10 protein-coding genes are annotated in these 12,454 nt (G+C 68.8%); all 10 read left to right on the forward strand.

The window, feature by feature from the left end; translation table 11 throughout:
- The first annotated feature begins 35 nt into the window (after nucleotides 1–35).
- The gene (locus EV640_RS07750; protein ID WP_036474951.1) at nucleotides 36–449 is read left to right on the forward strand and encodes a DUF3040 domain-containing protein; all 414 of its coding nucleotides are present in this window, start codon (nucleotides 36–38) and stop codon (nucleotides 447–449) included.
- 485 nt (nucleotides 450–934) lie between these two features.
- Nucleotides 935–1,366 (forward strand): division/cell wall cluster transcriptional repressor MraZ, encoded by a 432-nt coding sequence (mraZ, locus tag EV640_RS07755; RefSeq protein WP_036474948.1) that lies wholly within the window; start codon nucleotides 935–937, stop codon nucleotides 1,364–1,366.
- A 196-nt stretch (nucleotides 1,367–1,562) separates the two neighbouring features.
- Nucleotides 1,563–2,570 carry a 16S rRNA (cytosine(1402)-N(4))-methyltransferase RsmH gene (gene rsmH / locus EV640_RS07760; RefSeq protein ID WP_036474946.1) on the forward strand — a complete coding sequence of 336 codons (1,008 nt, stop codon included), beginning with the start codon at nucleotides 1,563–1,565 and terminating at the stop codon, nucleotides 2,568–2,570.
- The gene (ftsL, locus tag EV640_RS07765; protein ID WP_036474944.1) at nucleotides 2,567–3,241 is read left to right on the forward strand and encodes a cell division protein FtsL; all 675 of its coding nucleotides are present in this window, start codon (nucleotides 2,567–2,569) and stop codon (nucleotides 3,239–3,241) included. The genes rsmH and ftsL overlap by 4 nt, the downstream gene beginning before the upstream one ends.
- Nucleotides 3,242–3,268: 27 nt before the next feature.
- Nucleotides 3,269–5,059, forward strand: coding sequence for a peptidoglycan D,D-transpeptidase FtsI family protein (locus EV640_RS07770; RefSeq protein WP_036474942.1), 1,791 nt, complete (start codon nucleotides 3,269–3,271; stop codon nucleotides 5,057–5,059).
- Complete coding sequence (locus EV640_RS07775) at nucleotides 5,056–6,792, forward strand: Mur ligase family protein (RefSeq protein WP_084479511.1); 1,737 nt, start codon at nucleotides 5,056–5,058, stop codon at nucleotides 6,790–6,792. Before EV640_RS07770 ends, EV640_RS07775 begins: the two co-directional genes overlap by 4 nt.
- Nucleotides 6,789–8,285: a UDP-N-acetylmuramoyl-tripeptide--D-alanyl-D-alanine ligase gene (locus EV640_RS07780; protein WP_133726192.1), complete on the forward strand. Its 1,497-nt coding sequence runs from the start codon at nucleotides 6,789–6,791 to the stop codon at nucleotides 8,283–8,285. Before EV640_RS07775 ends, EV640_RS07780 begins: the two co-directional genes overlap by 4 nt.
- The gene (mraY, locus tag EV640_RS07785; protein WP_133726193.1) at nucleotides 8,282–9,385 is read left to right on the forward strand and encodes a phospho-N-acetylmuramoyl-pentapeptide-transferase; all 1,104 of its coding nucleotides are present in this window, start codon (nucleotides 8,282–8,284) and stop codon (nucleotides 9,383–9,385) included. Before EV640_RS07780 ends, mraY begins: the two co-directional genes overlap by 4 nt.
- Nucleotides 9,367–10,959, forward strand: coding sequence for a UDP-N-acetylmuramoyl-L-alanine--D-glutamate ligase (gene murD / locus EV640_RS07790; RefSeq protein ID WP_133726194.1), 1,593 nt, complete (start codon nucleotides 9,367–9,369; stop codon nucleotides 10,957–10,959). Before mraY ends, murD begins: the two co-directional genes overlap by 19 nt.
- 46 nt (nucleotides 10,960–11,005) lie before the next feature.
- Nucleotides 11,006–12,454, forward strand: coding sequence for a putative lipid II flippase FtsW (gene ftsW / locus EV640_RS07795; protein ID WP_133726195.1), 1,449 nt, complete (start codon nucleotides 11,006–11,008; stop codon nucleotides 12,452–12,454).

The raw sequence follows: 12,454 nt of genomic DNA on the forward strand, positions 1-12,454 counted from the left end.
CATCACGCCACACGACGACCGCGAGGAGCTTCACGATGCCACTGTCGGAGCGTGAACAGCGCATGCTCAAGCAGCTCGAAGAACAGCTGCAGTCGGAGGATCCGAGCTTCGCCAGCTCCATGCAGGACTCGCCGAGCGGAACGCTCAACGTGCGCAACATCGTGCTTGGCGCTCTGGTCGCGGTCCTCGGCATCGTCGTGCTTCTGCTGAGCATCTACAACCAGTGGATACCTGTGGGTGTGATCGGCTTCCTGATCATGGGCGCAGGCGTCTACTACGCCACCACCGGAGGCACCTCCGGGAACTCCCGCGGCAACGGTTCCGGCGGCAATGGCGGCAACGGTGGAGGGGGAGGCGGCGGCGGACCCCGCAGCTCCACTCCGAGCCCGTCCGGGAACTTCATGACCGGACTCGAGCAGCGCTGGGAAGAACGACGCCGGCAGGACTGACCCGCCAGGCACCACTAGAGCTTCGAAAGGCCCCTCTTCGGAGGGGCCTTTTTCATGCCCGGCCACCGCCCCGGCTCCTACCAGCGCAGGGTCGCCACCACCCTCCAGCCCAGGCCCCACTTCCCACCACCTGGGCGCCCCACACTCCTCCACGGGGAGCGCAGTCGGTCATGACGCCCGAAGACCACCGCCGCTGCAGCCCCGGAATTCCGGGCTTCTCGGTCCCGATCGGAGCATCCTGCCCAGGTCTCGAGCTCCCGCTGGATCCACCCGGCAGCGGCCGGTCTCGTCGAGCCCCTCCACCGCCCTCCACCTGCAGCTCAGCATCATTTCTCCAGGTCAGAAGGTCAGTAACGGCGCCACGCAACAGTTTTCGGTCGCGGCGCGGCAAATTCTGGTTGCAAGTGGGGGGAAGTGGGGTAAAGTGGAGCTCGGTAGAGGGAGAAGGAATGATTCTCCTCAACAAGTGAGGTGGTGAGTGTCCTTTGTTCCTGGGCACATACACGCCTCGCATGGATGAGAAGGCTCGCCTGATCCTTCCCGCGAAGTACCGCGAGGAACTGGCCAACGGCCTGGTCCTCACTCGCGGGCAGGAACGCTGCATCTATGTGTTCAGCACGGAAGAGTTCAAGAACGTGCACCACCAGATGCGGCAGGCTCCTCTGACCTCACGCCAGGCACGCGACTACATCCGCGTATTCCTCTCCGGAGCCTCTGACGAGATTCCGGACAAGCAGGGCAGGATCACGGTCCCCGCCGCGCTTCGGGAGTACGCCGGGTTGGACCGCGATGTCACGGTCATCGGAGCGGGAGACCGCGCCGAGATCTGGGACACCACGGCCTGGAACGAATACCTGGAGGCGAAGGAGTCGGAGTTCTCATCCACCGATGGGGAAGCCATTCCCGGCCTCTTCTGAGCACCGAAGCCGTTCGACACGACACGCCGAACGAAAAAGTACGACAAGTGAAGACGGTTCGAACACTTCAAGGGGATCCTTGGGTGAGTTCTTCCGCCGCCCCGCCGCATTCCTGACTTATCTTCCCCGATGTCAGGCAGCAGGTCGGAGCGGAGGAGGAGCTGGTCCAAGGATCCTTTCCCATGACGGAGGCAGTATGGCGCAACGAGAGACAGCAGACCGGCACGTGCCGGTGATGCGAGATCGCTGCATCAGGCTGCTGTCCCTCGGAGTGGACAACATCCGAGCCGCGGGCCACCGGCCCGTGGTCATCGACGCCACCTTGGGCATGGGCGGCCACGCCGAAGCCATGCTCGCGGCCGACGCCGAGGTCCTCGTGCTGGGCCTTGACCGGGACCCCGAGGCGCACGCCCTGGCGGCTCAGCGTCTGCGCTCCTACGGCGACCGCTTTCGCGGCATCCACACGGTCTATGACCGGGTGGACGAGGTCGCCGCCGAGGAGCTGGCCGAGGATCAGCGAGTGGCCGGCGTCCTGCTGGACCTCGGTGTGTCCTCGCTGCAGCTGGACGAGGCCTCCCGCGGCTTCGCCTACTCCTACGATGCCCCGCTGGACATGCGCATGGACGCCTCGGAGGATTCCCCCGATGAATCGGTGGCGGAGCTGCTCGCCCGGATCGAGGTCGGCGAGCTGAAGCGGATCCTGCGCGAATACGGCGAAGAGCGCTTCGCCGGGCGCATCGCCAGCTCCATCGTCGCCCGCCGCGAGGACCGGCCCTTCACCACGACGGCGGACCTCGCCTCCGTGGTGGACAAAGCGGTCCCGGCAGCATCGAAGCGCACCGGGGGACACCCCGCCAAACGGACCTTCCAGGCCCTGCGCATCGCGGTCAACGCCGAGCTCGAGGTCCTGCAGCGCACGATCCCCAATGCCCTGGACGCCGTGGCGCCGGGCGGCCGGATCGTGGCGATGAGCTACCACTCGTTGGAGGACCGCATCGTCAAGCAGGCCTTCGCCCGACGCACCAAGTCCTCGGCGCCTGCGGGCCTGCCGGTGGAGCTCGAAGAGCATAAGCCGACCTTCAGATCCCTCACCCGGGGGGCCGAGCTGCCCGATGAGTCAGAGATCGCCGAGAACCCCCGTGCCGCGTCAGCGAAGCTGCGTGCAGTCGAGAAGCTGACCGACTCCAGGAGAACCGCCGTATGAGCGCAGAAGCCCAGCCCCTCGCCCCCGCACCTCGGGGACCCCTGGCCCGCAGTCGCTCCATCCCCGGAGGCGCCGAGGACGCCGCCTCGGCACGTACTTCTCCGATGCTGCGCGCCCTACCCAAGCTCCGGCAGCGGCAGAAGGGTCTCATCGGCGGGATCATCGCCCTGCTGGCGCTGGCCCTGACGATCGTGCTCGCGGTGAACATCCATATGGCCAACTCGCAGTACACCGTCGTGGAGCTGCAGAACCAGCATCTCGCCCTGGTCCAGTCGAACCAGGCGCTGACCGAAGAGGTCCAGCACCTGCAGTCCCCGCAGGCGCTCTCCAACACCGCGGTCGGACTGGGCATGGTCATGCCCGCCGAGGCGGCCGCGCTCGAGCTCAGCGACGGGGAGGTCATCGGCACGGCCGAGGCGGCCGACAGCGGCGACCGCCCCTCCAGCTTCGTGGCCGCCCCCGCAGTGCCCGGAGCCGACGCCGCCGCGCCCCTGAACGTCTCCGAGTCGGTGACCGGCGCGCCCTCAGGCATTCTCGGCGCAGGCGCGTTGAACACGCTCATCGAGACCCCCAGCGGGCAGAATGGGCAGGAGACATCCGCAGGGACGCAAGACCAGTTCAGCCCCACTGAGCTCAACGGCGGGACCATACCGGCGCCCTCATTCGACTGATCGACCTGTTGGGAGAACGCTGACGCCATGGCAGCCGCTCAGAAGAAACGCGCAGAACGGGTCCTCTCGTTCCGGATGCGCATCGGACTCACCCTGATCCTGGTGATGCTGCTCCTGCTCGGAGGACGTCTGTTCCACGTGCAGGGCCTCGATCCGGCAGGAAACGCCGAGGCGGCCGTCTCCGAACGGCTGCGCAGCGTTCCGCTGCCCGCTCACCGTGGGGACATCCTCGACTCCGAAGGCCGGGTGCTCGCCACCTCGGTGAACCGCTATGACCTGGTCGTGGACCAGGCGGTGGTGGAGGACTTCGAGCGCAGCGACGAGGCCACCGGGCTGCGCGAGGAGGTCACGGTGCGCACCGGCATCGCCGAGCTCGGCGAGGTGCTGGATCGCAGCACCGAAGAGCTCACCGAGCGCATCGTGGGCGAGAGCCGCTACTCGGTGGTGGCTCGGTCCCTGACGCCCGAGCAGAGCGAGCAGGCCCTGGAGATCGGGCTCCCCGGCCTCTACGCCGAGCCGGTGTCCGAGCGCAGCTACCCCTCGGGAGCGGTGGCGGGCTCGATCATCGGCTTCATGGGCGCCGACGGGCCGCTGGAAGGGATCGAAGCCGCCCAGGATGAGGCGCTCAGCGGGATCGACGGGGAACGGATCTACGAGGTCGGCGGCGACGGCGTGCGGATCCCGGTGGCCACCTATGAGGAGCTGCCGGCCGAGGACGGACAGGACGTGCGCCTGACCGTCGATCAGGACCTGCAGTGGTTCGCCCAAGAATCGATCGCGAAGAAGGCCAACCAGTACAACGCCGCCTGGGGCAACGCCACTGTCCTGGACCTCACCACCGGGGAGATCCTGGCCATGGCCGATTCCGAGACGGTCGACCCGGCCGAGCCGGGGGAGACCGACGAGCTCTTCCGCCGGCCGCTCGCGCTGACCCAGGACTTCGAGCCCGGCTCCACCGGCAAGGCCATCACCTTCGCGATGGCGCTGGAGGAGGGCACGCTGAACCCCACCGACGGCTTCACCGTGGACAACCGCTACGAGGTCGACGGTCAGACCATCAGCGACGCCACTCGCCACCCCACCTTGGACATGACGGCCGCGGGCATCTTCGCCCGCTCCTACAACACCGGCACGGTGATGATCGGCGGCGAGATCCCGGAGGAGACCCGCTATGACTACATGCGCCGGGTCGGCCTCGGCGAACCCCTCGACATCGGGCTCGGCACCGAGGCGAACTCGGTCCTGCGTCCGCCCGAGGAGTGGGATGCCCGCCAGCACCTGACCACCCAGTTCGGCCAGGGCTACACCACCTCGGTGCTGCATAATCTGCAGGCCTTCCAGACCATGACCAACGGCGGAGTCGACGTCCCGCTGCGCCTGATCGACGCCTATGTCGATGCCGACGGCACCGAGCACCCGGTCCAGACCGAACCGGGCGAGCGGGTGTTCTCCGAGGAGACCTCCGAGGAGATGCTCCGGATGTTCGAAGGCGTGGTGGACTACGGCACCGGCACCGAGGCCGCCGTCTCGGGGTACCGCGTGGGCGGCAAGTCCGGCATCGCGGAGGCTGCCGGCGCAGGCGGAGGATTCGACGGTCACACCCAGTCCTTCATCGGCATGGCTCCCTTGGACGACCCGCAGTACCTGGTCTCCGTGACCGTGCACCGCCCGGAGGGCTACTGGCGAGACTGGGAGGTCACCGACACGTTCCGTGAGATCATGTCCTACGTGCTTAGCAGTTATGACCAGGCGCCCAGCGGGGCGAAGAGCGATGCCTATGACGGCTTCGAAGGCGAGAACCAGGATCAGCCCTGGTGAGCGCGGCAGCAACAGGACTCAGCGTTGCGGCCCAGGACCGAGTGTTCCGGCCGCACACGGTGCTCGGAACCAGTGTGGAGCAGCTTGTCGCCGAGCTCGCCAGCACCGGCTATGACCCGCTCGTGACTCCCGTGGGTCGGGCCGCGAGCGAGGTCCGGCTCACCGGTGCCGCCATGGACCCCAAGGCCGTGGGGCCCGGTGACCTCTTCGTCGCCGTCTCCGGCTCGCGCGCCCACGGGGCGGACTACGTGATGACCGCGCTCGAGTGCGGCGCGGCAGCGATCCTCACCGACGTCGCCGGGGCCGAGAAGGTCCGTGAGCGCGTGGGATATCGCATCCCGGTCATCGAGGTGCGCCGCGTGCGCGAAGCCGCGGGCCCCTCGGCGGCGCTGATCTACGGCAACACCGCTACCTCGGGACCGGCGCTGTTCGGGGTCACCGGCACCAACGGCAAGACCACCACCACCTACTTCCTGCGCTCGTTGCTGGATACTCTGCTGGCGCCGCACCAGCGCGCCACCGGCCTGATCGGGACCATCGAGATCGCCTCCGGCGAGGCGAGGATCCCCTCGAAGATGACCACCCCGGAGGCCGTGCAGCTGCACAGCCTGATGGCGCTCTTCCGCGAAGCCGACGTGGCCGCCGCGGCGATGGAGGTGTCCTCCCACGCGATCTCCTACGAGCGCGTCTCGGGACTCTTCTACGCCGTGGCCGGTTTCACCAACCTGACCCAGGACCACCTGGATCTGCACGGCTCGATGGAGGAGTACTTCGCCGCGAAGGCGGCGCTGTTCGCCCGCCGCCGCACGCGCAGCAGCGTGGTCATCGTGGATGACCCCTGGGGCTGGCGGATGGCCCAGACCGCAACCGGCCACGTCGTGACGCTGGCCACCGATGAGACCCCCGACCCGGCCGCGGACTGGAGCGTCACCGAGGTCACCCCGCACCTGCTCGGCAGCGCCTTCACGCTGCACAACCGGCACACCGGGGAGAGCATCCGCTCCCGCACCGGTCTGCCGGGCCGGTTCAACGTGGCCAACGCGGCCCTGGCCGCCGTGATGGTGCTCACCGCTGACGAGAGCACCGCGCTGGGCGTCAGCCGGGAGGAGATCATCGCAGCGCTGGAACAGGCCGATCCCTTCACGATCAGCGTCCCTGGCCGGATGCAGGTGATCGGCACCGCACCCGCCGCCATCGTGGACTTCGCGCACAACCCCGACGCCATGATCCGCACCCTTCAGGCCGCCGCGAGCACCTCAGAGGGCAAGACCATCCTGGTGATCGGCGCCGCGGGGGAGCGCGACAGCGCCAAACGCCCCTTGATGGGCGCGATCGCCGTGCGCATGGCGGATCACGTGATCATCAGCGACGACGACCCCCACGGCGAGGACCCCGCCCAGATCCGCGCCGGGCTCCTGGAGGGCGCCCGCGAGGCCCTGGCCACAGAGGACCTGGACACCACGCTGGAGGAGATCTCGCCACGCCTCGACGCGATCGTCCGCGCCGTCGAGGTCGCAGAGCCCGAGGACACGATCATCCTGGCGGGCCGCGGACACGAGGTCCACCAGGACTTCGCCGGGACGAAACACCCGATCGATGACCGGGTGGAACTGGCCCGGGCGCTGCGCCGACGGGGATTCCCCACCGCAGAGGACGCTCCGCAGACGGACCCCGATCCGGACGCCAGGCAGACCCACAGAACTTCCACCGCAGAAGGAGGCGACCAGGCATGATCGAGCTTTCAGCCGCAGAGATCGCCGAGATCACCGCAGGGACCCTGTACGGGGTCCCGGACCCCTCGACCCGGCGCGTGCGACACGCAGACACCGACTCCCGCAGCATGGCCGCGGACTCGATGTTCATCGCCAAGCCGGGGGAGACCACCGACGGTCACCACTTCATCGATGCGGCCCTCGCCGCCGGGGCCACGCTCGTGCTGGCCCAGCGCGCGACCCAGGCCCCGGATGGTGCGGCGCACCCCAGCGTGGTCGTGCCCGACGTGGTCAGCGCCATGGGCCAGATCGCCGCGGCGATCCTGGACCGGGTGCGCGCCCACTCGGAGACCACCGTCATCGGCATCACCGGATCCGCCGGCAAGACCACCACCAAGGACCTGCTGAAGTCGATCCTCGAGCCCGAGGGCCCCACCGTCGCGCCGCAGGGCTCCTATAACGGTGAGGTCGGCGTGCCGCTGACCATCTTCACCGCCGAGCTTCAGACCCGGTACCTCGTCGTGGAGATGGGCGCCGACGCGCCCGGCAACATCCGGGATCTCGCGCAGATGGTCCGCCCTGACATCGGGGCGGTGCTGATGGTCGGTTCCGCCCATGCCGGCAAGTTCGGCGGCGCGGACAAGATCGCCGCCGTCAAGGCTGAGCTGGTCGAGGAGATCGGCGCCGACGGCGCCGTGGTGCTCAACCGCGACGACTCCCAGGTCGCCTCCATGGCACAGTCCGCCACGGCTCCGATCACCTGGTTCAGCGAAGCCACCGGTCAGTCCCCGGAGAACGAGACCGCCCCGGGAGTCGGCCTCGACCAGGCCGTCCCGGATCAGGTGCGCGCGGTGAACCTGAGCCTCGACGAGGCCGGGCACCCGCGGTTCCAGCTGCGATTCACCGAGTCTGGCGAGGAGTTCCCGGTGGTCTCTGGACTCACCGGGGCCCACCATGTCTCCAACCTGCTTGCCGCGGCGGCCTGCGCGCTGCGCGCCGGCGTCGCTCCGGCGGCCATCGCGCGGCGGCTGGATGGGCTCGGCCCGGCGAGCCGCTGGCGAATGGAGCGCACCGAGCGCGCCGACGGCGTCACCGTGATCAACGACGCCTATAACGCCAATCCCGAGTCCATGCGCGAGGCGCTGCGCACCCTGGCGATGCTCACCCGGCCCGGCCAGGGCAGCCCGTCACGCCGCTCGGTGGCTGTGCTCGGCGCGATGCTCGAGCTCGGCGACGTCTCCATCCCCAAGCACACCCAGCTGGGCGAGACCGTGGTGCGGCTGAACATCGACAAGACGCTGGTCGTCGGCGATCTGGCCTACCCGCTCTACCGCGGGGCCATCGCCGAGGGCAGCTGGGGGTCTGAGGTGCACTGGGTCGCCACGGTCGAGGAGGCCGAGGCCTACCTGGATCAGGAGCTCGCTCCCGGGGACATCGTGCTGTTCAAATCCTCCAACAGCGCAGGGCTTAGACTCCTGGGTGACAAGATCGCCGCAAAGGAAGGGGCCCAGTGATTGCTGTAGTCATCGGTGCCGTCTTCGGCCTGGGACTCACCCTCGTCGGGACGCCGTTGTTCATCCGCTTCCTGGTGAAGCGCGGATACGGCCAGTTCATCCGAGACGACGGCCCCACCACCCACCATGTGAAGCGCGGCACCCCCACGATGGGCGGCGCGGTGATCATGATCGCCGTGGTCGCCGCCTATCTGCTGGCCCATGGGCTGATGCTGATCACCGGCGACGGCGGCGGCCCCACGGCCTCCGGACTGCTCCTGCTGCTGCTGATGATCGGTATGGGACTGGTCGGCTTCGCCGACGACTTCGCGAAGATCAGCAAGAAGCAGTCGCTGGGCCTGACTCCCTGGCGCAAGATCGCCGGGCTGGTCACCGTCGGAGTGCTCTTCGCCGTGCTGGCGCTGAACTTCCCCGATGCCGACGGACTGACGCCTGCCTCCACGAACATCTCCTTCGTCCGCGAGACCGTGCTGGATCTGGCCTTCGCCGGACCGGTCATCGGCATGATCCTCTTCGTCATCTGGGCGAACCTGATCGTCACGGCGACCACCAACGGAGTGAACCTCACCGACGGCCTGGACGGGCTCGCCACCGCGGCCACCGCGATGGTCACCGCCGCCTACACGATCATCTCCATCTGGCAGGTCAACCAGGCCTGCGGCAGCGACGGCGCCGTGGAGAGCGTCTGCTACCAGGTGCGTGACCCGATGGACATGGCCATGATCGCCGCGATCATCACCGGCGCGCTGATCGGCTTCCTCTGGTGGAACACCTCACCGGCGAAGATCTTCATGGGCGACACCGGATCCCTCGCGCTGGGCGGCGCTCTGGCCGGTTTCGCGATCCTGACCCATACCCAGCTGCTCTTCGTGATCCTCGGCGGCCTCTTCGTGCTGATCACCCTCTCCGTGATCATCCAGGTCGGCTACTTCAAGCTCTCCGGCGGCAAGCGGGTGTTCCTGATGGCCCCGCTGCAGCACCACTTCGAGCTCAAGGGCTGGGCCGAGGTCACCGTGGTGGTGAGATTCTGGATCATCGGCGCCCTCGCCGTGGGCATCGGTCTGGCGCTCTTCTACGGGGAATGGGTGATCACCCAGTGACCGCCCAGGATGCTGCCCAGCCCCAAGACCCTGCCCGGCCCCAGGCCTCTCGGCAGCCGCAGACCCGTCCCGAGCTTCGCGGCTGGGACGGTCCCTGGACCGGACTGCGTGCGCTGGTCACCGGGCTGGGCGTCTCCGGATTCGCCGCCGCCGACACCCTGGCGGAGCTGGGCGCGCGCGTCGTCGTCGTCGACGGCACCGACACAGCCAAGACCCGGCGCGACGCCGAGACGCTGCGGCTGGTCGGTGTGCAGCAGGTCCTGCTCGGTCCCGAGCACCTCTCCGGGCTGCCGCTGGTCGACGGTGAGCTGCCCGAGATCCTGGTCACCTCCCCGGGGTGGCGGCCCGACTCCGCGCTGATCCGTGCTGCCCGCGCCGCGCAGATCCCGGTCCTCTCCGAGGTGGAGCTGGCCTGGCGGCTGGGCGCCCGCCCGGGCGCCCGGGCGCCCAAGTGGCTCGTGGTCACCGGCACCAACGGCAAGACCACCACTGTGACCCTGCTGGAATCCATGCTGATCGCCGATGGGCAGCGTGCCATCGCCTGCGGCAACATCGGCGTGCCGGTGCTCGATGCGATCCGTGACCCGCAGGGCTATGACTCCCTGGCCGTGGAGCTCTCCAGCTTCCAGCTCGAATACACCGAGCTGCTCTCTCCGGTGGCTTCGGCAGTGCTCAACATCGCCGAGGACCACGTGGACTGGCACGGCAGCTTCGAGGCCTACCGTGCGGCCAAGGCGAAGATCTATGAGAACACCGAACTGGCCTGCGTCTACAACGCCGACCAGCAGATCACCGAGGACATGGTCGCCGAGGCCGACGTCCAGGAGGGCTGCCGCGCGATCGGCTTCACCACCGGCTCGCCCGGGCTCTCGATGCTCGGGGTGGTCGAGGACCTGCTGGTGGACCGCGCGTTCCTCGAAGACCGGGCGCACCAGGCGCTGGAGCTCGCGGGGCTCGAGGACTTCGGGCCGCTCGCCCCGCAGCACCTGATCGCCAATACGCTGGCCGCCGCCGCCCTGGCCCGCGCCGCCGGGGCCGCGCCGGAGGCGATCCGTGCCGCGGTGCAGGGCTATGAGGCCGGGGACCACCGGATCCAGCCGGTGGCCAAGGCCGACGACGTGCTCTGGATCAACGACTCCAAGGCCACCAACCCGCATGCCGCGGCCGCCTCGCTGCGCAGCTTCACCGATGTCATCTGGATCGCCGGGGGACTGCCCAAGGGGGTGCTCTACGACGAGCTCATCGCCGAGGTGGCGCCCCGGCTGCGTCGGGTGATCCTCATCGGCACAGACTCCTCCCAGCTGAGGTCCAGCCTCGAGCGACACGCGCCGGGAGTCCCGGTGATCGGTGGACGCCTGCGGGAGGATGAGAGCCGCAGCGCGGTGGACGCGTCGCTGGCGGACGAGGACGGGGCGCGCGCCATGCGGGCCGCCGTGGCCGAAGCCGCCAAGGCGCTCGCCCCGCACCACACGGTGCTGATGGCTCCCGCCGCCGCCTCGATGGATCAGTTCGCCTCCTACGCAGCCCGCGGGGAAGCATTCATCGAAGCAGTCACCGAGCTGATGACCGATTGATCGCAGAGGTGGAGCCCGGCAGGGACCCCACCAGGAGGAGGACTTGATGGACAAGCGGAGACCTCGAGTCCCAGCCTCCCCCGAACAGCGCAGGTCTCAGCTGCGTGCCGTGGAGGATCCGACCGACTCCGCACAGGAGCGGCCCGCCCAGCGGCGCGCCTCTCAGGACCGTGCCTCCCAGGATCGTCCGGCCCGGGAGCCGGAGGCCCGCGAGGCACAGCCCCGGGAGGCCGAGGACTCCGACGGCGCCGCAGGTCGGCGCTGGAAGGCGGAGCGGACCAGCTCCCGGCAGAACCGGGTCCAGCGCTTCTGGAGCTTCCTGGAGATCGGGAACCCCTACACCACCTTCTGGCTGGTGCTCGGCTCCACGCTCGCGCTCTCGGTCATCGGGCTGACCTTCGTGCTGTCCTCGACCTCGGTGGACCCCACCGGGGGAGCCTTCACCACAGTCTCCCGGCAGGCCACCTGGGCGGCCATCGGGCTCGCCGGCATGTTCGTCATGATGATCCTGCCCACCCGATGGCTGCGCGCCGTCGGCTGGTTCCTGATGCTGCTTTCAGCGGTCCTGCTCGCCCTGGTGGCGTTCACCCCGCTGGGCTATACCGGCGGCGGTTCCACGAACTGGCTCCGGATCGGACCGGTCCAGGGACAGCCCTCTGAGGTCGCCAAGCTGGGCCTGGTGATGTGGGGCGCGGCTGTGCTGGCCAAGAAGGGCAGGCTGCTCTCTCAGTTCGTGCACTGGGTCACCCCGTTCGTGGCCCCCGGCGCGCTCTCCGTGCTCGTCCTGGTGCTGGCCGGCGGTGATCTGGGCACCAGCCTGATCATCATCCTGATCGTCGGCACGCTGCTCTTCGCCGCCGGGGTCGCCATGCGCTACTTCGTGATCGCGGCCAGCCTCGCCGCGGTGATGGTCGCACTGCTGATGCTGGTGACCCCCTACCGCATGATGCGCGTCTGGGCCTGGCTCGGGGTCAACTGCGACCACCCCACCGACCCCTGCCACCAGATGCAGCAGGGCTACTACGCCCTGGCCTCGGGCGGCTTCTGGGGCGTCGGCCTGGGTCAGTCGCGGCAGAAATGGGACTACATCCCCGAGGTCCACAACGACTTCATCTTCACCATCATCGGCGAGGAGCTGGGCCTGCTGGGCACCTTCACCGTGCTGGGCCTCTTCGCGGTGCTCGCCGTGGGCATGTTCCGCGTGGCCTACAACACCGAGGATCAGTTCACCCGGCTGGTCTGCCTCGGAGTCATCGCCTGGATCAACGGTCAGGCCTTCATCAACATCGGGATGGTCACCGGGCTGCTCCCGGTGGTGGGCGTGCCGCTGCCGTTCATCTCCTACGGCGGCTCGGCGCTGACCGTGACCCTGATCGCCGTCGGGGTGGTGCTGAACTTCGCCCGGCGCCAGCGCCAGCAGGGTCCGTCCCGCCGCGGGCGAACCGCGCCCTCGAAGGCCGCCGCGACCGCCCACCGCAAACCGATATCCGTCTGA

Origin of the sequence: Nesterenkonia aurantiaca (genome assembly GCF_004364585.1) — a bacterium.
In the GTDB taxonomy this organism is placed as follows: domain Bacteria; phylum Actinomycetota; class Actinomycetes; order Actinomycetales; family Micrococcaceae; genus Nesterenkonia; species Nesterenkonia aurantiaca.

What these genes read in the sequence shown, in the direction of transcription:
- EV640_RS07750 (WP_036474951.1), top strand. Translation starts at nt 36, where the DNA reads ATGCCACTGTCGGAGCGTGAACAGCGCATGCTCAAGCAGCTCGAAGAA.
- ftsL (WP_036474944.1), top strand. Translation starts at nt 2,567, where the DNA reads ATGAGCGCAGAAGCCCAGCCCCTCGCCCCCGCACCTCGGGGACCCCTG.
- ftsW (WP_133726195.1), top strand. Translation starts at nt 11,006, where the DNA reads ATGGACAAGCGGAGACCTCGAGTCCCAGCCTCCCCCGAACAGCGCAGG.
- rsmH (WP_036474946.1), top strand. Translation starts at nt 1,563, where the DNA reads ATGGCGCAACGAGAGACAGCAGACCGGCACGTGCCGGTGATGCGAGAT.
- EV640_RS07780 (WP_133726192.1), top strand. Translation starts at nt 6,789, where the DNA reads ATGATCGAGCTTTCAGCCGCAGAGATCGCCGAGATCACCGCAGGGACC.
- murD (WP_133726194.1), top strand. Translation starts at nt 9,367, where the DNA reads ATGGGTGATCACCCAGTGACCGCCCAGGATGCTGCCCAGCCCCAAGAC.
- EV640_RS07770 (WP_036474942.1), top strand. Translation starts at nt 3,269, where the DNA reads ATGGCAGCCGCTCAGAAGAAACGCGCAGAACGGGTCCTCTCGTTCCGG.